Raw genomic sequence first — 21,695 nt, 5'->3', positions numbered from 1 at the left:
CTATTCCTGATCAGCATATCCATGAAGCAAATCCATCAAGGCAATGCAGTCTGATTGAATTTGGCGGATATGTCTCTCTACTATACTTGCTTTTGATGTACCATATATTTCTTCACGGATGGCTTTAAAAATCCCTTCTTCAATCGAAGGGATTTCTGCACAGGTTTTATGAATGTCATCGACGTTAAGTCTCGAATAATTACGGGGATTCAGGGTATCTGATACCAGGATCCGGAGTGTAGTGATCTGATTATTCATATTTAGCTTGTTTGATAAGGTTAAAATTCTAAAACCCCCAGGTACTGACTGTTGGAAGCTAATCGCCGATTCTGCGAAGCGAAGCTCACATACACATGTACACGTCCTTTTTGCATTTCCTCACGAATAGGAAAACTGCAGTAATGATCACTACGCTGTGCATGTCCGATAAACCCATCTGTCTTTTTATACAACTCACTGTATAAAACCAACATCAAATGATCATTATACCCTCCTCCTCGTGTAGCCTCGGTTTTCCAATTGATCTCCACCAAACCTGAAGGAGAACAGCTTAACTCCGGCGCGATCAAACCTTCCAGCTTCCCCTCACTAATCCTGATTCTCGGATAATCCATACTCAGGTCCGGGTAAACGCCTATTACCGCAGAATGATAATTTGCCGTGAAAGCCACATTGATTTCGGTTTTATTCACCGCTTTTCCTGAAAACCCAACCGTGATAAAAGGATGAAACGGGCTTAAAAACTGGTGTAAATAACGGAATTTACCTCTGGCAGCAACCTGACCTGGTGTTCCTTCTTTCTTAACCGCACTTTTCCGCGGCCTGGCCCGGGCGTATAAAATACCTTTCCAGGTAGCCATAATCATTGGACCAATCAGGCCGGTAAACATGTTGGAATTCTTCTTTTTAATAATTGCCATTGCTGTAAAATTTAAGGTTAAACTATGATGTGATTTAATATTCCATTGATAGGAGTCGTTAACCGAAATGTGCTAAAAACACCCCGGGCACGTAGCAGGAACGTCTTTTTGTACAAAAAGACGTTCCTGCTACGTTTCAGATACGTTCATGGTACGTTCCAGTTAACCGTCCTGACCGAACCGTGATCGAACAAGGACACCTGTTGGGTGATGCTGTCTTTTATATTTTGAAAGACAGATTCCAATATTTTCCAATTTGTAATGCATAAGCTGATTCTCAACACATCAAGAGGTTTCCCTACCCGGTATAAAGAATTTTCTTCCTGGCAATAAAGCTCTGTTTTTCTTAGTGGCTCTACCATGAGCGAGGCAATTGCCGGCCTGAAAAAGACCAAAGCAAACGTACCGGCTTTAGGAATCACTAACTGAGAATCCTGTATAAAGTAATTATGAAAAATAGTATTCAATGCATAGCTGCCCGAATTGCACTTGATATTAATTTTGTTGATATCAGATTTAATAGCCGGGCTGCTATACAAAGACACAATACTCCGCTCCATATAGCGGTCCCATCCTATAAAGTGTTTCTTTGAATTTTTCTTTAAAGCAGCGATAAAATCTACAGGACCTGCCACAAGGCCAATCTCATGAAAAACACGGCAAAGCTTGCTCAGATTTGAAATATAGATCATATAACCACTATTCATCAGGTCATTGATTCTAAGTAGGCAGAAGCTTGAAAACTCATGATCTTCGTCCATCATCAATATCCAGAATTTATAACGCTCAGCTAATCTAATCAACCGGTTGATCCGCTCAGAGCTGAGACAGGAAAATCCCATAAAATCCAATACTGGCCTAAGAAATACTGCCTGAACAGGATGTTTCCTACAAATGGCATCTAATGACTCTAATAACATCCCTTCTTCATCTGCCCCTGTAAAAAGGGAATGGATATGCAAGTGAAAAAAGGTTTCTATCGCCAGTACATCTTCCGGAGATACCGATACCACAATAGCTCCAGGCCGGATCAGACTTTCCAATACAGTATAAAGTGCTTTTCCTGAAGGCACGATACATAGCTGCTGATCGCTGCTCAATAAATTTCGTTGTTTTAATGTGCGAAACACCTCTGGAAACAAATATTGTCCAGGAGCTTTTAACCCCTTACTATCTTTAAGCAGATAACCGTCTTTAAGCTTCTTAAGCGTCTCCAATGGTCCGTATGGATAAGTACTGCCCAGTGTAATGATATTGAGCTTTTGCGCTGTGTTTGGGATAAATAAATTCTGTGTATGAAATGGAAGCTTAGCGAGTATCCCCTTCTCATTGACAAGACTGCTTTCTTTTATGGTTTTATTCTCGAACATGAATGTACCCATATTCCCATCTGTATAAAGAACCTCATTAGAGGAAATCAAATTAGCATAGGCTGTTTCTACCTGATAGATACTTATGCCGAGATACCTGGCCAATTTTCGGATAGAAGGCATACGATAACCTTCCGGATAATTCCCTCTTTCAAATTCCTTACGGATAAATGATGCTACCTGCTCGTAATAAACTCTTTTATTCTTAGAATTCGTAAACCTCCAACGAATATTCCATTTAAGCGACACATTATTTCTCATAACACATTAAAAATTTAGAATTAAAAACAATAGATATTGATTATTACAATAATAAATTGATTTAATAACGAATCATAGAAAAATGCAATGTCTGAGAAAAATGAAATTTCTTGTCTGTAAACACCAATAATAAAATAGCAATTACGGAGAAAAACGAGTAGTTAATCAAATGAAAATGAGCGTACTAAAAGTCATTCATTATTTTAGCACGCTCGTATTTTAAAATTCCTTTTTTTGAAGGTTCTTGTCAAATCAGGTTAATTTGGATTGTAGAGCTGCATTCTTTTCTCGCTCAAGAAGGAGCAAACTGGCATAGAGCTCTTTATTTTCTGTATAAAGTTCTCGAATTTCTCCATAAACAGTTTTAAGTTCTTGCATTGCTTCGACTAATGTTTCAAGAGGATTAATATTGCAGTTTGTAGCGTTAAATATGCCATTATTAAAAACACTATCAGTAAATGTATTAAAATAGCTTATTGCAGCTTGTTCATCAAAATTTTCGAGCACTTGTACAGGGATTTTAAGTGCTTCTGCAATCGACTTTAACAAATCCGGTTCTATTCTTTCTCTAGATTCTATTAAAGAAATCCTCTTCTGATTCCATTCAGGCCCTAGTTGATCCGCGAGGCCCTCCTGTCTTATTCCTAACATTCCACGAAAGCGTTTTACATTCTTTCCCTGATGGATTTTAGCCGTTGCATCTGTCATAATCTTCATATCGTTTACAATAGCTTCTCAATGGTCGTAAAGGGTCGACAAGATGCGCCTCGACTTTAACCATGCGAAAATACAGGAAAAGTTTACGCGCATCTTTTTGGAAGAAGATTACTATCTTCCTGCATTGGAAGGAGAATGGTTGGAGGAAAAGAGTTCTGATAACAAGAATATTAAGTGGACCCATGATCTTTAAAACTAGTCGATTATTAATGCTGTCCAAAAGTCAAGCTCACTACATAATTATCGGAGGACGCTTATTTAACTCCATTTTATCCAAAAGCCATTGATCATCTTTTTTTACCATCTCCCTCACTTCATTGTTCAGCTGCGTGCTGTAGGGATACGCATAAGCCACCCATTCTTCATAATTCTTCTCCATAAAAGGTACACGTTTCTTCAGGTAGGTTCGGAATGCCAAATTGCTGATCTGCAGGCAATGGTTCACTGTTGAGGCCGCAAGCGTTTTGTCACGTAAGGGTTCAAGGTTGACCTGCGGACCGTCCGGAAAAGAAATTTTGCCCGGGACAATATTGTTCCCGTGGCTGGAAGACGAAAAACCTCGGTACAATATTTCATAAAGGGCAGGATAACCGACTTTGGCTGCAAGTTCTTCAAGTGAGCCAGGACCATTTGATAAGCTATACCATGCAGGGGTTTTCCTTTTTATTTTCCTCGTCCTTTCATACTCCAACCAAGTCTCCCGGTAGGTTTCTCCGTTCAAACCCTTATCTATACGCTCGCAGATCTTATCCGCCATAGGAAAGGACATCACGGGGCTATCGTAAAGTCGTTTGTCCTGTTTAAATTTTTTGGCCAACCGTCCATGTTCTGGACTATTTACATCTCCTTTTTTAACCCACTTGCGCCGCTCCACAAAATCCCAAACCATAAAATCCCTTGAACGCTGTCCTGAACCGGCCTTATCTTCAAGCAGATATTCCAGTGAAAAGAAATTTTCCAGCAAAGTCCTTAGCAGCACATTACAAGGTTCCATGATGGAGTTTTCAACTAAAACCGAAATGCCATCGATATTGCTTATTAGATTTTTGAGAAATAGTATTGGTGGCAAATCCAATTCATTCCCACCCGTTGCAAAATCAGCTTCAAGCAGTGCTACCCCTAAATCCACTGTACAGTCTAGGGCAGAGGAGAGTTCTTTTAATTGAACTTTATCTCCCGCTGAAAGTGCGCGTGAAAAAATTGTTTCTCTTTTGGTTTCCATATCGATAAGCTTGTTTGTTGATTGATTAAACGAATATAGATTCAAACTGTGCAATCTATTTGCGCAGTTGCATTTTTTTCTTCATTTTTTCGTGAATGATTTCAAACATTCATGGTTACAGTTGTAAATCAGTTTTTTGGAAAGCATGTTCCTGTGGTTCTTCGATTTTGATAGTCCTGTTATCCAGCATGACCGGCAGTGGATATATTGTGTATTTCATCAAAACTGGTTCTTCCCCAATTTTGGTGGTAAAAAATACAACAGACAAGTAATTACTTTTTGTAAACAGCTGTATTTTAAACTGATATAAGCTTATTACGTCGGCAGTTCCTTTATTTTTTTGCTAGAACTAACATTGATCATGATTCTCGTACATATATTAGTGGCTCCTATGGCTTTAATCACCAGCAAGCCTTAATGAACACTTAATCCATTGATTTTACATTACACACTTCATTTTTAAAAACCACCAAAATTGGGGAAGAACCCAAAACTGGTCGCTTCATTTCGGGACAAAGTGGCCGAAGAATGAATTGCCAAATAAGTCACAAGAGTTCCTTTCCCCTGAACCAATATAACTAACACTCCTGGACAAATCATTCATTGAAGCCAAAGCCGAGCTCTTTGCATCTACAATTACATTTTCTTGAGGAAATAAGCACCTGCAATCACATTTAAGGCCAGATTAACGTATCGGCCTCAAATAAGAGGATATAAGAGTTCTTTTCATTAGATGTTCTCTCATTCATCTACGAGCAGACAATCTCTCTAAAGTCCTTTATTTACCCTAATTTTTGAAAATGACTTATGGAATATTGATGATGAAAAATAGGATTTAGACCTAAAAACGGCCACTTTGTTCCGAAATGTGGTGATCAGTTTGCAGCGAAATGAGGTGTCAGTGTCACTAGTAAAACGACTTTACAAAAGCTACGGGATGAAGGGAAAATTCGTTATTCCCTGTTAAGGTATTACAACAATCAAAAAAGATTCGCTAACGCAAATACCGAAAGGGTGATTGCTGATTTCTCCCTCTTTTGACCTAAATTCACTACCTTCATGATTGAAGTAAGATAATATAACAATTAAAAACATCATAAATCAAAAATACGCTCATGAAAGGTGATTTCGGCGAAAGCCTTGCCAATGTTCTCCTGGGACAAAATACTGCCCAGGGACAACTATTTGAAACGGTAATGATCGGAGGCAAATGGCCTACCATTGATATTTATGCTGAAACTGAGGGTACCCATGGCTCGGTATTTTGCTTTTTCCAAGTAAAATCCACTATACAGGGATTTACAGCTGGAGGAAGATTGAAGGTGCAGGCAAAACTGCATCACTTGCAACGCTTATCGAGCTATTATGCACCGACCTATCTAATTGGAGTGGAACTAGATCAGATAACTCCTCCACTATCCAATGGCTATATTAAGACTATTAGGGGGCCGCAAACCTCGGCGATTAGTAGTATGGACATTACTCATCCTGTGAATGGCGCGAACTTGATTTTACTCAGAGATGAGGTTGTAAATTTCTGGGATACGGTTAACCCTCTGGCACATAAAGCTGCATATCTAACAAACTTTTAAAACATGGAAACGAACGCAAGCTATAGAGGTTTTATGGCCGAGAATATCGCCAAAACCTATCTTTACGAAACACAAATGTTAACCATCTATGAAGGTGAAGATGGTGATTTTGATTTCATCTGTATGTTAAGATCCGATCGCTCAGTTGTTTTTGGTGTCAATATTAAAGCTGCTCAGTATACTGCATCTGAGATCTTCAGGAAATATAAATCCATACGCGAGAAAAGTGTGAATATGCAAATTCCCATACTTATGTTATATATCAACCCGGTTGATAGAACAGGTCTTTTTGAATTTATCTGGAAGCGCCTTGGCGATAACCTATCTGAGCTTAATAGCATTAATCTCAAGACTGCCATTTTGCATTTACCAGTTCTGAAAGGAAGTTGATAAGTTTTAGATCATTTCTCAGCTTTTTATGCTCGATAGTAAAACTAAAACCGAGAATGCAGAAAGATAAGATGCTCTCGCTCTATAGGGGCGACTATTTTGAGAACGAGAAATCAAAGCCTTTTCGATATTACTCTGAAGGAATCACCTCCAGTGCCTTTGGCGCAAGTGGTTATCCGAACAATATTGAACGCATTAGCTTTTTAGAAACCATAAAGCAGCATATTGATCACCTTAAGGCCTTTGAGAAGGAATACTTTAAGATAACAGATTATGTATCGTTTTCTGACGCTGAGGAAACGGCCAAAAAGTGGGCGGCCGGTTTAACTTCTGAAAAACTTGTTCCATTTGATGTGCCTTACTGGGAAACCAGGTATGTTTTCAAGTTGAATATTCCAGTGAATGATTTAAAAGAAATATCCAAAGGAGTCTGGGAATACAATTTCGCATGCAATAAAGATTTGAAGGAGGGCTACCAGGTTGATGATTGTTTTAAAACTTATGCTCTGAGAGCTCGGGATTGTCCGGTTTGTGGCGGCATAACTAAGGCTCACCGTTTGATTCTGATCAGTACTTTGGCGTTTCTATCAGATCGAAAAGGCGATGATAGATTTGACAGGGCGAATATTTTGGCACAAAAAAATAGTGAATGGCTTATCCTTCCCTATGATTTGATTGACCATAAGCACAGAGCGACTCGAATTCCACGGGCAGATTTCTGGACGGTGAACCATTATATTTTGGAAAACGAAGATCCCAGAGATCCAAATTTTGACTACCCGTAAAAAAGCATAAAACCGAATCGGGTGGCAAGTTCCTTTCTTATGGATAGCTTCTATGGACGGAGTAATTATCACTAAATTCATTCTTGTAGTCCTTATCTTAAACGACACATTCTCTAGAATTACCTAACTCCATTTTTATAATATTTCTTATTTCTATAATGACATTCAGCTTTATTATTTATCGTTTTCTCAAAATTTATCATCGTCTCACAATGCTCATAAAAGTTAAACATATTGCCGCTCGACTTACTATAGTTACTATAATGTTTTATTATCTGAACCCTCACTGACATTGTTCGTTGGCGGCTGCATTCTTTTCACATTTTCGATTATCCGTGTAAAGCGGTCTTCAGTGATGTGTTTTCCGTCGCGCAACGCTTGATAATATAATACTTGATCTTTCGTAAAGCATTTACCATCCTGTAAATAATTGTGCTGGATATACACAGACAAAGCACCTTCAGTCCACATAATACCATCGTCATTTACAATGATGTCAGCATTTGACAAATAAAACCTAGCCAGATCTGCATCTGTGATTTCAGAGGGCAGCCACCAATAGCAACCTTTTTTATCTTCTTTTTTTATTGCCTCGGTATAAAAACAAATTTGCTTTAGTTGGTCAAGAAATTTAAGGCTATTATTTTCCTTGGCAGTCAAAGCTAGTAGCGCATCCTTGTCATTAAGCCCAAGCTGTTTTAACAATGGAAAAAGCCACGGGTAGTTCTTTGATTTATGACTTCTGACTTCCCGCCATGCAGAGGACACTTTTTGTTTGCTGAGTAGCAGTTCTTTGATCTTCTCGACTTTTCCGTACTCCTCAATAGCTAAAACAGCTAGCGCAATCGCCCTTGGATAACGCGCATTGTCAAACAGAATCTGGCCATCAGCTAAAAGTTCTTTAGCATTTAAGAGCGACACGTGTATACCTTCAGCAGCCTCTGCACACGTTACGACACTATTGTACTGGTTTTCTAAAGGAAGTGGGGTTGCAAATTCCATGTAATTTATAAGTATAAATAATCACAATGATATGTGTATGTTCAGGCACCAAAATCGGAAATTTATTATTTAACTTCGAATATGACGAACTTCGCTCAAAACTTATTTGGTGTTACTCTAGAAGAACTGAATTCCGGCTTATTAGAGAACTATTTTCAGGAACAAAGACTTGAAACTGACACGCTTGAATTTAAGTCATTTCCACCTCAGGCAAATTTTGATGCTATACTGGTAAAAATCATGAAAACCATTTGCGGATTTTTGAACGGATCTGGTGGTTTGCTTATATTGGGTGCCCCTGTCAAACAAACGGTGGGGAACGTGGATTTTTTTAATGGTGTGCTTACACCTGTATCTGTACAAAAATCGGTGGATTGGTTTATAAATAAATGTTGCACCTCGATTTCGCCTATGCCAATTGGTATTGCAGTAAAAATATTGCCGTCAGGAAATTCCTTTGTTTATGTCTTCGAGGTCCAGGAAAGTCAATATAAGCCTCATCAAGTGGATCACATATATTACATCAGGATGGATGGGCAAACAAGACCCGCACCCCATTATATCGTTCAGGCTTTAATGAGGCAGATCTCCTATCCTGATCTAAGAGCGACATTGCGTTTAAATGCTTTCTTTGAACATGGTGGTCAGACTTTATGCAAACTTGCCTTTGTAATCTTTAATTTTTCAAAGCTTCAAAACGATTCCAACTACAACTACACCATTACATTAGTTGGCGGAGCTAAATTCTTAGGTTGGGAGGCAAATGCGTTTGGAGATCAGGTAAGCGTAATTCTGCAAGGAGCTCAACTCATTCATCGGCCAATCTCCAATCCACTTCATTATGGCATACCGCACGCGGTAACCTATCACATTATCATTCCGAATACTGATGAACTTAAAATCATGATAACCTTTGGAGCTATGCTTTCACCCAGTAAAAAATCCATCTATTCACTTGATCTCATTAATGTCGACTCCAATAATCCAACTACTACTCTTGTAATAGAAGAGGAAAATGTGCTTTTTGAAGAGAAACAATCTCCGGATGAAGCACTATTGTTTTTTAGGAACAACGAAATTCTATAACTTTATTGAATTCGTAAAACGCAAGATGGACAAATCAGACTACGTTTACCTATTAGTACACGACCCCTCTTTGCTTTGGTAATCAGACTGTTACATGAATATCAAAATTAGTGGACAGGGATCAATCAAAATGGCTTATTCAATTACACTATCAAGAGCGAAAAAATCCATTTCCTTTAGATCAAAACTTCGACGATTTCTGCAACAAGTGTTGCAGTTTTAATAATGACATTATTAGTCGTAAATTCTGCAACAGTTAAAGGAAAGTTTTGATATAAACGTTGATTCTTCTCACAAGACACGTTCAGCCCCACGATCGAATATTACTATCGAACTTGTCCGTTAATAAATTGTTCTTCACCTACCAAAGAATTCGAACTTTTCTTGTTCTTTCATTTCAAAGAATTTCTTAGCATCCATTATAGCCTCACAGTCCTCATACAGGTCCGACACTTTTCCGCTCCACCCTACTAAAGCACTAATAGGCCTCGAATTCGCGATTTCAAGGCCTATCTTTTACACAAAACATCAAAACCCTGATAATCGGTAAATTAATGGTCAACACGAAATATTGTGGAGTGCAAATAATTTTTTCGTTGTTAAGCATATAATTGAGTTAGCCTGTCAGATGTTCAAAACATAGCTAGTGCTGCGTCCTCCGCCTTTTTCTTTCAGCATTAAACCCCGTTTCACTAGGTTTTGTATATCGCGGGTAGCCGTGTCCTGTAAGCATTTGGCAATTTTCGCCCATTTGGAGGAGGTCAGCTTGCCTTCAAATCCTTCAAGTAATTTATTCAGCATGAGGCGTTGCCGCTCATTGATGGATAGCAGTTGGGGGCTTTCCCAAAACTTTGCCTTGCGCAGTACTTTTCCTATTGTCTGGCCTGTGTTCTTATTCTCCATATTGTCAAGGCTATTCTCCGCAAAATATGCGGATATAAAATCTACTATTCTCCGCATTGCGCTTAGTATTTAATTTCTATTGTTTCTTCTTTCTATACTGTCCATCAACTTTACGATTAATCGCCTTTTCAAAATTGACCACAGCTTCACAATGCTCATAAAAGTTCGACATATCGCCGCTCAACTCTACAAATCCAAAGTGATACCGGATGTTATGACACTAAATGGTCAGCGCTTTTTAGCACTGACCTATACGAGGTATTTGAAATAACGTTCGGCTAGCTTGGGATCATAATCCTTCTGGAGCAGTTTCTCAACTGCAGATATGACTTCCTGCTTGCCTTTGAGCCTCTTTAGAAACACAGGACTAGTGGCCTGGTTAAGCCAAGCAACATCAAAATTACCATAATCAAAATTCAAGGGATCAATCATCCATTTCTGAAAAGGGCTCAGTCCCTTTAGAGCTAAAAAAGCAGGATGATCTAAAGGCACATCAAAACGGTGGACAACTATCGCCAAGTTATAGATCGATGGGTTCATTAACACCTTCCCATCAGAATGAAAATTTCCGCCCGGCGTATTGTGCGCAACCTGATTTTTGACGTAATCCGCAAAAAAGTCTTTGTGATCAACCCGAAGCAACTGGTCGTGCAGTAACCGCTCATACAAAGATCCATTAAAATTTACACTCAGGAACCGGTCGAACTCAGCAATGATCAAACCCTGCAAATCCGGAGAAGTGATAAACCACAAATTCGCCAGCCTAAGGTAATCGGGATTACTCCCCCCCATATGGTTGACCACAGCCTGACGGATCAGTTTTTCATTGCTGATCTTTTCATCCGGAAAATGTTTGCACCAGGAGATGCAGATTCCGTTATATACCGTATCGTATTTATGGTTATGGGTGCTAAGCTTAGGGATAATTTCTTCCAATATCTCCAGAAATCCGGCCGCTGTGAATGCATTGCAGTGCTTTTCGATCAGTGCCGCAAGTCCTTCCATATGCTGATCGTAATAATCAGGATCGGCAATTAAAAAATCAAGCACATCCCTGGTAATTGCTCGGATGTCTGCATCGGAACAACCCATCTTACCTACAACGAGAAAAGCTGCAGCAAACACATCATAGTGCGCCATCGCTGCTGTGAAGTCCAGCATCAATGCCTTCATATCCGGATCTTCCCATACCTTGCCAAAGCCTTTTTTCACATGACTTCGCAGCATTTTAGAAACTTTGCCCAGCATTACCTTCCGCGTGTCAACGTCAACCCTCAATTCCGGAATGTTCTCCAGCATTTTAGCAAGTGTGGTGTAAGGGACATGCAGAACAGCGTCAATGAGCATATGCTCATCAAAACTTTCCATGCCAACTCCAGGAGTGAGAAAACTATAAATATACCCCTGGAAAATTTCACTGTAGATCGAACGGACAATTGACAAATGCTCAGTCATTATATAATCCGCCTGGGTAAACCTGTATAACATCCATCGATAGGTATCCAAAGATTTCACCTGGTCAAAAGCATGGATTACATCTCCTCTCAGGTTGATTTCCATAATCTCCTTTGTCCGCTCCATACTGTAAGTTACTTCATGCCTGATCCGTTCGATCAGCACCCCGTCCTTCATTTGCACCAGGTACCTGCGCAGGTCCGCACCAGCAAACAGGTCAACTTCATAAGCAACAACCGCATCCAAATCCAGGTTATCCAAACGGCTTTTAATGGCAGGTCCCTGACGGGCGTCGGTGAAATATTTGCCCGCGGTATTTTTCAGATTCATCTTAACAATCAGGTATTGCGCAATATGAGCGTCGAGCCCTTTGTATTTTGTTTCCAAAGCTTCCAGCTCGAAATACATTTCGTTGTTACTGGAAACACCCAACAAGTACTTCCCGAAAGCATATTCCAGGTCTTTTTGTTCCGCAGGGGTATGATTAAGCTTGCTAATTATCGCTTTAAAATCCAGCTCCCGGTACAGGCAGCTTACACAGTCGCAGGTAACTTCTTTTGACACATTTATTGACCTGATGATACCGTAATCTTTGGAATAGCCCGTGCTATGGTTCAGGCTGAAGCCGATCGTGCCCTTCATTTTCTTTCGCACCTGATCAAGGTCTTCAACTGCGGTCAGGTAATAGATAATAGCCTGGTTCAGCCTTTTAAATACAAACTCAACTTTTCTTAAAGGATCGATGACCTGTGCATCTGAAAGCTGCTGCTGGAGCGCTTTAGAAAGCACTACTTGCTCTTCCAGAACCACCAAACCGGATAGCAGCTGAAATATCGCCGGATTAGTGGTATGCAGAACACCGCGCTCATAATGCCAGACCCGTTGACCGAGCACATTAAACGGGTATAGGTTCGCAAGGTATACGGGGTCGACGCAAGCCAGTCCATCGAATTTTTTCATGACCGTATAAAGTTCATCCACAATATGGACAGTAGGATTGATCTGAACCGCAGTCTCCTGCTTTTTGGAAAGCTCATACAGTTTGTCTGTTCTGGCCGAGCCATCCCGGGTCAGAATACTTTCGGCCTGAAAAAGAAAGATCATCTCCAAAAGCCGGTCATCTGATAACAGGTCAGCCAATTGGTAAGACTGAAATACAGCCTGCGAACTGTAATGGTAAAACCTGATCTCCCTGACGTTACAGACCACGACCCAATGACAGTTTCCCGGAGTTTTGGCAGCATACAAAAAAGCCTGGTCAACAGCAGATATTTTCACGATACGTTCCTTTTGAACCGCATCCAGATCGGCAGTACTCCCTTTAAACTCTGCGACCATTTTCACATCGGCTCCGATCTTGCCAGCCTCCATTCCAAAATACCCGAACGCCGCGTCACAGCGGCTGCCATCGGTGAAAGACTTCTGTTCCTGCTGCAGCAGCCAGTTATTTGAATTCCCATACGAATAGCCCAAAACCTTCCCGAAGAAGTCATTGACAAAACTGCTTTTGATGGCGATCTCCTTTTCTTCATCAATACGGCCAGATTCTATGGAATCAATCCAGCGGCGCAATGCTTCTTTTCTCCCATAAAAGTCTACGACTTTTCCAGCATCAAAATCCTTCAAATATTGCTTTAAAAATGCTGCTGAAAAAATGGCCATATTCTATCCGGTTTAGGCCTCCAATTTAAGTTTTAATTCCTTCAAATGCCAAGAGTCAGCTAAGACAAGGGGAAAGAATGAAAACAAATCACTTAGGGTTCCCTTGTTCACAGATCAGGCTCAAAGCCTGACCGATCGCTTTTGCCACCGGCATGAACTCATCTTCGGTAAAGAAATTGGATTTGGCATTGTTGCACCAGTAACAGCACCAGACCAGGTTGTCCAGCTCGTCATATGCTTTTGAAGCATCCCTGCGGTCCAGTTCCAACCGACGTCCACGCCTACCTCCGCGCGTCGCCTGGTACCTGTTTCCCCCATCCTGCAGTTCAAACAACTTTGCACATTGCCCGGAAGAAGTTCCGCAATAATGACAGCGTTCCGGTGAACCAGCTGCAGCAACCCAGTCCGAAAACTCCTGAAAACTGATCCTGACAAATCCTTTTCGCAGCTTACCAGTTCTTGGATTTAAATATTCCCGCTTGCTTGTATAAAATTTCTTCAAATCAAATTCAGCCATGACCTTTATTTTCTCCCGATTAAAATACTTATATTTTCCACACCATGACGCAAAAACTCAGCAAACTGACCGACGAACAACTCGAGGCTGCACTCATGAAGTGCAAAACAAAAAACCATTGGCAGCTCAGCAACGACATCTTGTACAAACTATGTAAAGATCACCCTAAACATACCGATCCTCAGGAGATCGTTGCCAAAGCGTTGATGATCGGCAGGATCTATGCCGCTGCTCTGGAACGGATCAAAGTTAAAAACCAGCATTCCGGTGATGACTTTTATTTCAATGCCATTGTGCCGCTGTTCCAGGATTCTGAACTCGACCGGAAATTGGAAGTACTCAATGGCAAACGCTTGATGAGCCCGGTATATTTGAGATGACCCTGGCTATACACAGTTACCTGGTGGAAATCATCGGCAGCCTGGAAAGTGGAGATCGGTATCTGAAGAAACGGTCTTTCGCCTCCAAATACCTGCATTTCCATCATCCTGAACTTTTCTTTATCTATGACTCCAGAGCCAAGGACGCCATGAGGCAATTTAATAGTATAGCTTCACCAGAATTTAAAAAAATGGTCAAAATAGTCCCATATGACCAGGAGTATGCTGTCTTTGCTTTCAAATGCCTTCAGTTAAAAGGAAATCTAAATTCCGAAGGCATCGAAATGAACAACCGTGAATTGGACAACCTATTGATCGAAATTGCTAATGAGCGAATACGGGTTAAAATGGCTAAAAGCCATGAACCAATTGTAGTTTGAAGTCTAGGCACATTATGAAATGTACCTAAATTTTCTTTCAAAAATTATAAAAGACCAGCCCTTCCAATTTCTTTGTTCTTCGAGAAATGTAAGTAAGTCGATTTCGCGATCACATCAGCAGGTGGTTCCTTGTTTTCCAGGATAATGATCTGACAGGATTTTGAGATATCAACCAGACTTCTGAAAAATTCGCTTTCAAGTTCCTTTGTAATTTGCTGCTCATCAGATGGAGGCTGGTCCTGCTTTTTGTAGGCGGTAAGAGGAGAATCCAGTACAAGTAGTTTAGAGAATTTACTGTCATTTTTTCTTAGAAATTGCATCAGGCCGATGATAAAAGCAGTATGGCCGACAGCCCTGTAACCTTTACCATAGCTGCCTCTGTTCTTTCCATCGATCTTGATATCTGATTTAGCCGGATCGTAAATGACATTTTTGACATCGTCAAACTTCCAGGCTTGAAGCAGGTCTTTCACCTCTGTTTCTAATTTTCCTAGTCTGGTTTGGTTCAAGGGTTCAGTCGCTTCTTTTATCCTTTTTTTCTTTTTTTCTTCTTCCAGTTCTTTCTGATCGATTGTCAGAGCATCTATATCCGCTTCCAAACGCGCCTTTTCCTTGATCAGCAATTCCTGTCCAACAATCGACTCGATCTTGCTTTTCAGTCCTGAGATCACTGGCATGATTTCCTGATCGATCCGCTGGTCCAGGTCAGTAATGAGGTCATTTGTTGTATCCAGATCTTTCTGATAAACCCGGTTCCTTCCTTCAATTTCCTGAACCGTCTGTTTCAAATCCAATGTCTTTTCACGGATCTTCTGATATTCGCTTTCAATCGCTTCATTTAACGTCTCGGACTGCAGTTCGCTATTCTGGATACATTTATAATGCTGCTCTTCGATGTCGGTTCCGCATACCGGGCAGGCTACATACTTGAGCAGGCTAAACAGGTTATTGCCTTCGTCAATGAATTCAAGTCGTTCCATATCTGCATCGTAATGGTTCAGCAGCAGACTGAACCTGTCCAGCAACTGTTTATTGTACAATAGTTCAGACTCAATTTCTGTCTTTTCATCAATTGCTTTTTTTTTGGCCAATTTATTTCCTTCCAGTTCTCTAAAATAGGCGGTATATTTCTCGTTGATAGAAGCGAGATCTTCAACGTTTAAGGATTGAGAATGTTCCAGACTACTTTCGACTGCCACCAAGCGTTCTCTATCTCCTTTTAGCCTTGCTTTAACATATTCTAACTGTGCATTTAACCTGGTCTTGCGGATTTCCTCTTTCTCCACCTTGATGACTTGCGAGCTGTCTGTCTGGGAGATCAGGTATTCAAAGAATGACCTCTCAGCTGTTTTTGTCGTAGGATTTCCGCTGAGCAGCGGGGAATCTTTGGTAAACATTTTCACCTCGTTAATCAGCGTAATATGTGCCACATCGCGAAAACTGAGCTTTCGGGTTTTCTTGGTAGCATCCGAACTGGTCAGCTGGATGGAATTAAGACCGATTAAGCCAAGCAGGAACGAGGAAATGTTTTGATCATTCGTGTTTGACGATTTGGGGGCATATTTTACTTCGTCACCATTTTGCGTTATCGAGCCCATTTTGATGTAAAATAGGCCCCCTTCCAAATCCCGTTTTATCGTATAGGCAACATCGGATTCAAAAGTCCTGATCTCCATGTACAGGGTGTCGAATTTTTCGAGTTCATCGAGCCCTTCGAGGCGTTTCCCGGCTCCCATCATGTAATCAATAGTTTCCAAAATGAACGACTTCCCGGTATCCGAAGCACCTGCGACTATATTCAGCCCCTTCTCAAAATTCAAGGTAGCGTCCGATCCCATTGGACCTTTGTAGCTGATTTGTTTAATATAAAAGCCCTGATTATCCATTGCTGTAATTTAAAAATACCGACTCATTTTTAAAGATAGTGTCCTGTGTCAACAGCTTGCTTTTGATCCTGTCCTCCAGCTCCTGATCGGAATAAACTGCGCACGTGTTGATCACAGACCGTACTGCCTGGTATAATTTTTCAGAATAGGCAGAGTTGAGCTTTTTGCAAAATTTAGCGGTAAGCGGGCCGCCCTGGTAACTAATCCCTGTTTTACTGATGTTTACGCCGATCAGCTCTTTACTGATCAACAGATGAAGTCCCCTTTTGAACAATTCCCTTTTGATCAGGAATTCGTTGGAACTGTTCGGCGATTTCGGATGAAGACTTTCCAGTTCCGGAAATACATCATTGCCATGCAGGGTCAGGTAGTCGTAGGCGACCAGCCTTTCGATGCTGACAGAAGAATCGGGGTAATATTGTAATATTGCCATCAGCCTCAGGCTGATTTCAACATCGGAGCTATATATTTTACTCATGGTTTGGTCCCTTTCCAGCTTAACTTTCTATCGCTGATCAGATGATGGCAAATACCTTCACGGTCATCCAGCTTCATAAATTTGATCAGCGGGTTACTGGTCAACTGTAATTTCTTGGCTTCCTGGGTAACCATTTTTACCCGGGTATATCCGTCGGGATGGGGGCTTTCACATACATCAACTACACCAGAATGTATCTCAGTTTTAATGCTGTCAAAATGGTCGGTATATTCCGGGAAAGCATCCTTAGAGAATTCATTTAACGAATCTGCCAGGTAAAAGCTCTGACGCTGCCTGTCAAAATGCGCGCCGTAGGTGCCGTCCGTCTTAATGTTGTCTAATGTGATGCTGGATTGTTTATGATCGGTGTAAGCCTCCAGAAGTTCATTGACATAAGTGATTTCATTGTCCTTGACTTCTGGCGGTACCCCTGCAGAAAACACCCTGTCAGGCATAGTGCCTCCGAAACGGGAGTAGTGGTATCGGGTCTTTGCATGCTCTTCGATCAATTGTTGCGGGTCAATAAACTCAAAGAGCTTAAAATCGATGGCCTCAACATATGATTTGAGTCCAGCATCCAATGGAATGGCCTGTCCCTTGATCATCTTTGTTGAACAGTATTTGTCCCAGTTTGCGATCAATTCGCTTTTGAATTTCTCTGGATTCTCCACGTAATTGATGAGGTCAGGCCCAGGACCTAATCCAGAAACGAAATAATAGGTTTCCGGCATAGTGAAGCGCTTTTTAAATGCATGATAAAGAAACTTGCCTATTTCTCCCCAAATTTGGGAAGGCATGATTTTACTCCCGTAATGCTTGCACTGGTAGTTATCCCATTTCGGACCATCCTTCGAAAGTACAGCAATGATGTCCCTTCCCAGGTCACCTGCGCCTGCACATTTTTTACAGTCGATATATCCGGAAAGGTTATTTTTGATCAGGTAGCCCCAAACCCATTCCCGGACGATGTCTTCGAACTCATCCTCACCTACGGTTTTTAGTTTGTCGATGGCAACAACCGGCTGATCAGTTAAGATGTCATAGTTTGATCGCTTTCCGATTCCGACTGGCTTTTTGATTTCAATTACATCCTCCACTGTTTTGATCGCGTTAGTTTAGTTTATAATTATACCCAAAATTTTCCTATTAGCTAAAATTTCCGTTAATTTTTCCGGACGGGATGTTTATTGACTTATCAATGCCCAGCAAACATCGCAATAAAAATCATTAACGCTTTCATGTATGGGTATAGCTAATTTAGTGACAAGCAGTGCTGCAGGCATTCAGTTTTATACTAGCATTTCAAGTCTACCCCAGGCAACCTACTGAACTTTTAACAGAAGTGCAATGACAGACGAAATCGATATCTTTGATCATGGCAATATTTGATCCACCAGCGCTTAGGTCCGATTTCGTGCTCGTTGCAAGTTCAGAAGCAGCATCACTGGCTACAATGGTGACCACAGGATACCCATTGTGTTATTTTTAAAGAGTCATTACCGAGTTAAAAAACTCCTATTCTTTCATTGCTTCAAAGGTATATCTGTAAATTAACCTCCAGAGTTAGGGAATTTTAAGGAAGCGAACTACACAAAGAGGTCGAATTGAGGAAATTTAGATTTCTCCCATCCAACTTCCTTGACTGTGGATGCTTAGCTTTGTTCCCTGGATGTGTTCCAGCATTTGAAGAGGAAGCACGTGGTCCATTACTGAAATGTAGTAGTCAATAAGTGATCCGATGTGGTTGTCCTCACCGTTTGTGATGCGGTACCAAATGTCAGGCATGTAACGAACTACAATGCTCAGAGCGTAAAGCAGCATGTAATTGACGGCCACAGAATGATATCCTTCCCCCCAGATTGATTTAACATAGCTGACAGGAACATAACGTGAGGAGTACGTTGGGAAAAGGTCCCACCATATCGTTTCTCCGGGATGCGATATAGAACCTATTATCGTATCGCTGTTCGACCCTAGCTCCCGGTAAGTCCTGAAATTAGTCAGCGGCATCCCTAGTGTTTCAAGATAAGGAATGTCTATGTTCGGCGATTCAGAGTAAATTCCAACATCTGTTGTCTTTACACCTTTGCGCGAATCCTCTAAACTAGGCAGCCGATGGTTGGTTTTAATAAATTCTTCGTTAAATTTTGAGTCGGTGATCATATTTGACTGGGAGTGTCCAACGTGAATCGATAAAGGGGGTTTATTCAAGTATTCTTCGATTACAGTTCTTAATTCGGGTATTGTCCTGAATAGCTCGGAAAGGCTCAGCATTTTTGCTCTGACTTCAGGAGTAATATCTGCTGGTTTTCTGATCCCTTTATCTTGGCTGCACTTTTTCATATCCCAACCAAGGAATTTCCCATAGGAGTTGAAATGTCCCGCCTGAGTCGCATAGATCAGTAGATCATCAGGTAATTTACCGTCAGGAATCCAAAACGTTTTTAAGCCATGACCATTCTCTGTATGTTTTTGTATCTCCCGCAGTCCATCCGTATTTCTGACACACGCCACCTGTTCCGCGATGGTGAGTTGGAGCATGAAATAATATCTGGACAGAATCTTTGAATTAAGCGATTGAGATGGTGATTGCCAATAACCTAGGGCACTTTCAATGACCGAAGCCAAACCAATAGCTTTTTTTTCAATCACTTCATCGGTAATTGAAGGATTGGGCGTATCATTAAGCTTATCCCACAACAAGTTCTCGCAAAGCCGCGTGCTCTTGAGTCTGTTGAGCCGGAGAAATACAATCTCATCGGGGTTCTCTGCCCGGAAGCGTTCATTGTCTTTTGCCATTGTGAATTGTTATCTTAAATTTAAAATTACGATATCCATTGGAATAAGCAGTTGAAACAGACTTTTCTTTTTGGTATATGACTGTTAGATCGCGCGAACGATAGTAAATACGAAATGAAATTTGATCTATATTAGTAAAGAATTGGGTGAGCGAAAAAGTAGAATTTACAAACTTTGAAAAACCACATTTAAATACCGAATTTACACTGGATGGAAACTACGGAAGAATTTGGAATAAAACTTACAGAGATTGCTGATCTGGCTTTTTATTACGGGATAGAATCTTTACCCGACGCCCAGAAGAGCCGACCCGGAAAGGAATGGTCAAAGGACGAAATGGATTTTTTCATGGAAAAATGCCATGATGGTTTTAAATTGGCTCAGAACAGGTTGGTAGAAGAAGTGATGTCTTACCAGCTTCTATATAGGCAGAATAAGGAGCATATAAAACAATCACGTTCTGGCGTGGATAAGACTAAAACTAAGGAATTACAAAACAAGGAGAAGGTCATCATTCGCAGACTCCATAACCTTTCCCACATTGCTGACGGGATGGTCGTACAAATGTTAGGACAGCAAGTGGATGTAGCTAGGCGCTTAAATATTGGCGAAAAGGGCAGTAAACATTTGGAAAATTCAAATATTGAGCATGTAATAAAAGTAGTCAACGAGCTCAATAAAAAACCAGGAACATTTGCATTGATTTCTGATCTGACAAGTTACATACAGATCGGTGACATATTTGTTATTGATCGGGAGAAGGGATATTATATTTCTGAGTTGAAGGAAGGGGAAGTAAATGCTAAGCTCAGGAAATTTATAGATACGAGCCTGGAAAACGGTCCTCCAGTTTGCGAAGGTTTTCAACCGGACTTTACTGACCACGAAATGGATCAAATTAAGCGTATGTTAAAGCAGGACCTCAGGGCATTACAGGCGGTAGAAATTGTCAACACAGACGAGGGAATTGACCCTAAAACCGGCGGCAGGATGACCGTAAGAACGCCTGTTGTCGATATGGAATTTTACGATGGCATTTTTATACCGATGTTGGAGGAACTGAAAACCAAAAACTGGAGCTATACAGTATTGGATAGGTGTTTGCACATTGGAATGTACCACGGTGAAGTGGGTTTGCTTATGGCAGCAGGTACTATACCGGGTATTTTAGAGCGGGCCGCCGAGAATTATATTGTTGTCGATTTAATGGCAATAACAGAAAGCCTTTCTGAAACGTTGTTCGCCAAACCTCTTCCTAAAGATTTCGTCATAAAGCTAATGACGGGGCAGGCCAAAATCATTATCGGAATAGATATGGATAAACTCATTCAAGTTTTCAACGACAATGGAGTAAAAACACGCTGGCTGTCTAAACGTGAAACGGGGAAAGTGAACTCCAATGGAAAAAAATTAGAAATCGTTGTTATTAATGGCAGGGCGATTGGAATCGAACTGGGGCATGGAAAAGAAGGAATTGTCTCTGGTGGCATAATCAGTAAAATTGTTTTTGACAATGTGTTGCCATCCTCGCTCGCGCAAGCAATGTCGACTGCCCAGGGGCCTACCATGAAGTTTGGTGATGAACATGATGGCAATCAGCAGATATAAATTCTTCAAATTAGAGTTAAGTATATCTCCAAGTGAGCAAATCAGATAAGATTTTTCAAAAGCATATCCTTCCTAACAAAGAGTGCAATTAAATATCAATATCTCAAACAAACACTAATACTATTAGCAAACATGAGTCCGAATACAAATTAAAATCGTAATTTCAACAAATGGATATAGAAACATTAACAGTCACCACTTATCCTGATTACAGGGATAGGCTTGATATTTTCTGTAGAAACTATCCCAATCAGTTGGTTCACATCCCTCCTCAACCTACCT

The 21,695-nt window shown here is 40.8% G+C and carries 21 protein-coding genes; 8 read left to right on the top strand and 13 right to left on the bottom strand.

Annotated features, from left to right (window positions below; translation table 11 throughout):
- The 4 genes from BFS30_RS09590 to BFS30_RS09575 all read right to left on the bottom strand — a co-directional run bounded on the left by BFS30_RS09590 (window position 1) and on the right by BFS30_RS09575 (window position 3,268).
- Complete coding sequence (locus BFS30_RS09590) at window positions 1-258, bottom strand: hypothetical protein (protein ID WP_069379086.1); 258 nt, start codon at window positions 256-258, stop codon at window positions 1-3.
- A 20-nt stretch (window positions 259-278) separates the two neighbouring features.
- On the bottom strand, window positions 279-920 hold the full coding sequence (locus BFS30_RS09585; RefSeq protein WP_069379085.1) for a DUF6266 family protein: 642 nt from the start codon (window positions 918-920) through the stop codon (window positions 279-281).
- A gap of 146 nt (window positions 921-1,066) precedes the next feature.
- The gene (locus tag BFS30_RS09580) at window positions 1,067-2,551 is read right to left on the bottom strand and encodes a hypothetical protein (RefSeq protein ID WP_069379084.1); all 1,485 of its coding nucleotides are present in this window, start codon (window positions 2,549-2,551) and stop codon (window positions 1,067-1,069) included.
- Between the two features lie 252 nt (window positions 2,552-2,803).
- A complete protein-coding gene (locus BFS30_RS09575; protein WP_069379083.1) occupies window positions 2,804-3,268 on the bottom strand; it encodes a helix-turn-helix domain-containing protein in 465 nt (154 codons plus the stop codon).
- Window positions 3,269-3,311: 43 nt separating this feature from the next.
- Here BFS30_RS09575 and BFS30_RS27725 point away from each other — a divergent pair, with 43 nt between their 5' ends.
- The gene (locus BFS30_RS27725; protein WP_157262896.1) at window positions 3,312-3,461 is read left to right on the top strand and encodes a hypothetical protein; all 150 of its coding nucleotides are present in this window, start codon (window positions 3,312-3,314) and stop codon (window positions 3,459-3,461) included.
- Between the two features lie 39 nt (window positions 3,462-3,500).
- Here BFS30_RS27725 and BFS30_RS09570 read toward each other — a convergent pair whose 3' ends face one another.
- Complete coding sequence (locus BFS30_RS09570; RefSeq protein WP_069379082.1) at window positions 3,501-4,490, bottom strand: DUF5677 domain-containing protein; 990 nt, start codon at window positions 4,488-4,490, stop codon at window positions 3,501-3,503.
- 1,115 nt (window positions 4,491-5,605) lie between these two features.
- Between BFS30_RS09570 and BFS30_RS09565 the strand changes: the two genes are divergently transcribed.
- The 3 genes from BFS30_RS09565 to BFS30_RS09555 are packed head-to-tail and all read left to right on the top strand — an operon-like array spanning window position 5,606 to window position 7,257.
- Entirely contained in the window at window positions 5,606-6,082 is a 477-nt protein-coding gene (locus BFS30_RS09565; RefSeq protein WP_069379081.1) for a hypothetical protein, read from the top strand.
- A 3-nt stretch (window positions 6,083-6,085) separates the two neighbouring features.
- Complete coding sequence (locus BFS30_RS09560; protein WP_069379080.1) at window positions 6,086-6,472, top strand: hypothetical protein; 387 nt, start codon at window positions 6,086-6,088, stop codon at window positions 6,470-6,472.
- A gap of 56 nt (window positions 6,473-6,528) precedes the next feature.
- Complete coding sequence (locus BFS30_RS09555) at window positions 6,529-7,257, top strand: hypothetical protein (RefSeq protein ID WP_069379079.1); 729 nt, start codon at window positions 6,529-6,531, stop codon at window positions 7,255-7,257.
- 258 nt (window positions 7,258-7,515) lie between these two features.
- Here BFS30_RS09555 and BFS30_RS09550 read toward each other — a convergent pair whose 3' ends face one another.
- Window positions 7,516-8,259, bottom strand: a complete 744-nt coding sequence (locus tag BFS30_RS09550) for an AbiV family abortive infection protein (protein ID WP_069379078.1) — start codon at window positions 8,257-8,259, stop codon at window positions 7,516-7,518.
- Between the two features lie 81 nt (window positions 8,260-8,340).
- Here BFS30_RS09550 and BFS30_RS09545 point away from each other — a divergent pair, with 81 nt between their 5' ends.
- Window positions 8,341-9,345 (top strand): helix-turn-helix domain-containing protein, encoded by a 1,005-nt coding sequence (locus BFS30_RS09545; protein ID WP_069379077.1) that lies wholly within the window; start codon window positions 8,341-8,343, stop codon window positions 9,343-9,345.
- Window positions 9,346-9,969: 624 nt separating this feature from the next.
- Here BFS30_RS09545 and BFS30_RS28025 read toward each other — a convergent pair.
- From BFS30_RS28025 to BFS30_RS09530, 3 genes are all read right to left on the bottom strand, one after another.
- Window positions 9,970-10,305 carry a hypothetical protein gene (locus BFS30_RS28025; RefSeq protein WP_208603048.1) on the bottom strand — a complete coding sequence of 112 codons (336 nt, stop codon included), beginning with the start codon at window positions 10,303-10,305 and terminating at the stop codon, window positions 9,970-9,972.
- A gap of 192 nt (window positions 10,306-10,497) precedes the next feature.
- Window positions 10,498-13,365 carry a hypothetical protein gene (locus BFS30_RS09535; protein WP_069379075.1) on the bottom strand — a complete coding sequence of 956 codons (2,868 nt, stop codon included), beginning with the start codon at window positions 13,363-13,365 and terminating at the stop codon, window positions 10,498-10,500.
- 88 nt (window positions 13,366-13,453) lie between these two features.
- Complete coding sequence (locus BFS30_RS09530; RefSeq protein WP_069379074.1) at window positions 13,454-13,882, bottom strand: hypothetical protein; 429 nt, start codon at window positions 13,880-13,882, stop codon at window positions 13,454-13,456.
- A gap of 44 nt (window positions 13,883-13,926) precedes the next feature.
- Between BFS30_RS09530 and BFS30_RS09525 the strand changes: the two genes are divergently transcribed.
- Window positions 13,927-14,262, top strand: coding sequence for a hypothetical protein (locus BFS30_RS09525; protein ID WP_069379073.1), 336 nt, complete (start codon window positions 13,927-13,929; stop codon window positions 14,260-14,262).
- Window positions 14,259-14,642: a hypothetical protein gene (locus tag BFS30_RS09520; protein WP_069379072.1), complete on the top strand. Its 384-nt coding sequence runs from the start codon at window positions 14,259-14,261 to the stop codon at window positions 14,640-14,642. Before BFS30_RS09525 ends, BFS30_RS09520 begins: the two co-directional genes overlap by 4 nt.
- A 44-nt stretch (window positions 14,643-14,686) precedes the next feature.
- Here BFS30_RS09520 and BFS30_RS09515 read toward each other — a convergent pair whose 3' ends face one another.
- The 4 genes from BFS30_RS09515 to BFS30_RS09500 all read right to left on the bottom strand — a co-directional run bounded on the left by BFS30_RS09515 (window position 14,687) and on the right by BFS30_RS09500 (window position 19,805).
- Window positions 14,687-16,528, bottom strand: coding sequence for a hypothetical protein (locus tag BFS30_RS09515; RefSeq protein ID WP_069379071.1), 1,842 nt, complete (start codon window positions 16,526-16,528; stop codon window positions 14,687-14,689).
- Window positions 16,521-17,006, bottom strand: coding sequence for an ABC-three component system middle component 2 (locus BFS30_RS09510; protein ID WP_069379070.1), 486 nt, complete (start codon window positions 17,004-17,006; stop codon window positions 16,521-16,523). The genes BFS30_RS09515 and BFS30_RS09510 overlap by 8 nt, the downstream gene beginning before the upstream one ends.
- On the bottom strand, window positions 17,003-18,103 hold the full coding sequence (locus tag BFS30_RS09505) for an ABC-three component system protein (RefSeq protein WP_083252003.1): 1,101 nt from the start codon (window positions 18,101-18,103) through the stop codon (window positions 17,003-17,005). Before BFS30_RS09505 ends, BFS30_RS09510 begins: the two co-directional genes overlap by 4 nt.
- Before the next feature lie 517 nt (window positions 18,104-18,620).
- Window positions 18,621-19,805 (bottom strand): YaaC family protein, encoded by a 1,185-nt coding sequence (locus BFS30_RS09500; protein WP_069379069.1) that lies wholly within the window; start codon window positions 19,803-19,805, stop codon window positions 18,621-18,623.
- 210 nt (window positions 19,806-20,015) lie between these two features.
- Between BFS30_RS09500 and BFS30_RS09495 the strand changes: the two genes are divergently transcribed.
- Window positions 20,016-21,413, top strand: coding sequence for a hypothetical protein (locus BFS30_RS09495; RefSeq protein WP_069379068.1), 1,398 nt, complete (start codon window positions 20,016-20,018; stop codon window positions 21,411-21,413).
- The last annotated feature ends 282 nt before the right edge of the window (window positions 21,414-21,695 follow it).

Source organism: Pedobacter steynii (assembly GCF_001721645.1).
Lineage (GTDB): Bacteria > Bacteroidota > Bacteroidia > Sphingobacteriales > Sphingobacteriaceae > Pedobacter > Pedobacter steynii_A.
This window is presented reverse-complemented; position numbering and strand designations above follow the sequence as displayed.

Coding starts and splice junctions, on each gene's coding strand:
- BFS30_RS09590 (WP_069379086.1), bottom strand. CDS start 258: ATGAATAATCAGATCACTACACTCCGGATCCTGGTATCAGATACCCTG.
- BFS30_RS09585 (WP_069379085.1), bottom strand. CDS start 920: ATGGCAATTATTAAAAAGAAGAATTCCAACATGTTTACCGGCCTGATT.
- BFS30_RS09580 (WP_069379084.1), bottom strand. CDS start 2,551: ATGAGAAATAATGTGTCGCTTAAATGGAATATTCGTTGGAGGTTTACG.
- BFS30_RS09575 (WP_069379083.1), bottom strand. CDS start 3,268: ATGAAGATTATGACAGATGCAACGGCTAAAATCCATCAGGGAAAGAAT.
- BFS30_RS27725 (WP_157262896.1), top strand. CDS start 3,312: ATGCGCCTCGACTTTAACCATGCGAAAATACAGGAAAAGTTTACGCGC.
- BFS30_RS09570 (WP_069379082.1), bottom strand. CDS start 4,490: ATGGAAACCAAAAGAGAAACAATTTTTTCACGCGCACTTTCAGCGGGA.
- BFS30_RS09565 (WP_069379081.1), top strand. CDS start 5,606: ATGAAAGGTGATTTCGGCGAAAGCCTTGCCAATGTTCTCCTGGGACAA.
- BFS30_RS09560 (WP_069379080.1), top strand. CDS start 6,086: ATGGAAACGAACGCAAGCTATAGAGGTTTTATGGCCGAGAATATCGCC.
- BFS30_RS09555 (WP_069379079.1), top strand. CDS start 6,529: ATGCAGAAAGATAAGATGCTCTCGCTCTATAGGGGCGACTATTTTGAG.
- BFS30_RS09550 (WP_069379078.1), bottom strand. CDS start 8,259: ATGGAATTTGCAACCCCACTTCCTTTAGAAAACCAGTACAATAGTGTC.
- BFS30_RS09545 (WP_069379077.1), top strand. CDS start 8,341: ATGACGAACTTCGCTCAAAACTTATTTGGTGTTACTCTAGAAGAACTG.
- BFS30_RS28025 (WP_208603048.1), bottom strand. CDS start 10,305: ATGCGGAGAATAGTAGATTTTATATCCGCATATTTTGCGGAGAATAGC.
- BFS30_RS09535 (WP_069379075.1), bottom strand. CDS start 13,365: ATGGCCATTTTTTCAGCAGCATTTTTAAAGCAATATTTGAAGGATTTT.
- BFS30_RS09530 (WP_069379074.1), bottom strand. CDS start 13,882: ATGGCTGAATTTGATTTGAAGAAATTTTATACAAGCAAGCGGGAATAT.
- BFS30_RS09525 (WP_069379073.1), top strand. CDS start 13,927: ATGACGCAAAAACTCAGCAAACTGACCGACGAACAACTCGAGGCTGCA.
- BFS30_RS09520 (WP_069379072.1), top strand. CDS start 14,259: ATGACCCTGGCTATACACAGTTACCTGGTGGAAATCATCGGCAGCCTG.
- BFS30_RS09515 (WP_069379071.1), bottom strand. CDS start 16,528: ATGGATAATCAGGGCTTTTATATTAAACAAATCAGCTACAAAGGTCCA.
- BFS30_RS09510 (WP_069379070.1), bottom strand. CDS start 17,006: ATGAGTAAAATATATAGCTCCGATGTTGAAATCAGCCTGAGGCTGATG.
- BFS30_RS09500 (WP_069379069.1), bottom strand. CDS start 19,805: ATGGCAAAAGACAATGAACGCTTCCGGGCAGAGAACCCCGATGAGATT.
- BFS30_RS09495 (WP_069379068.1), top strand. CDS start 20,016: ATGGAAACTACGGAAGAATTTGGAATAAAACTTACAGAGATTGCTGAT.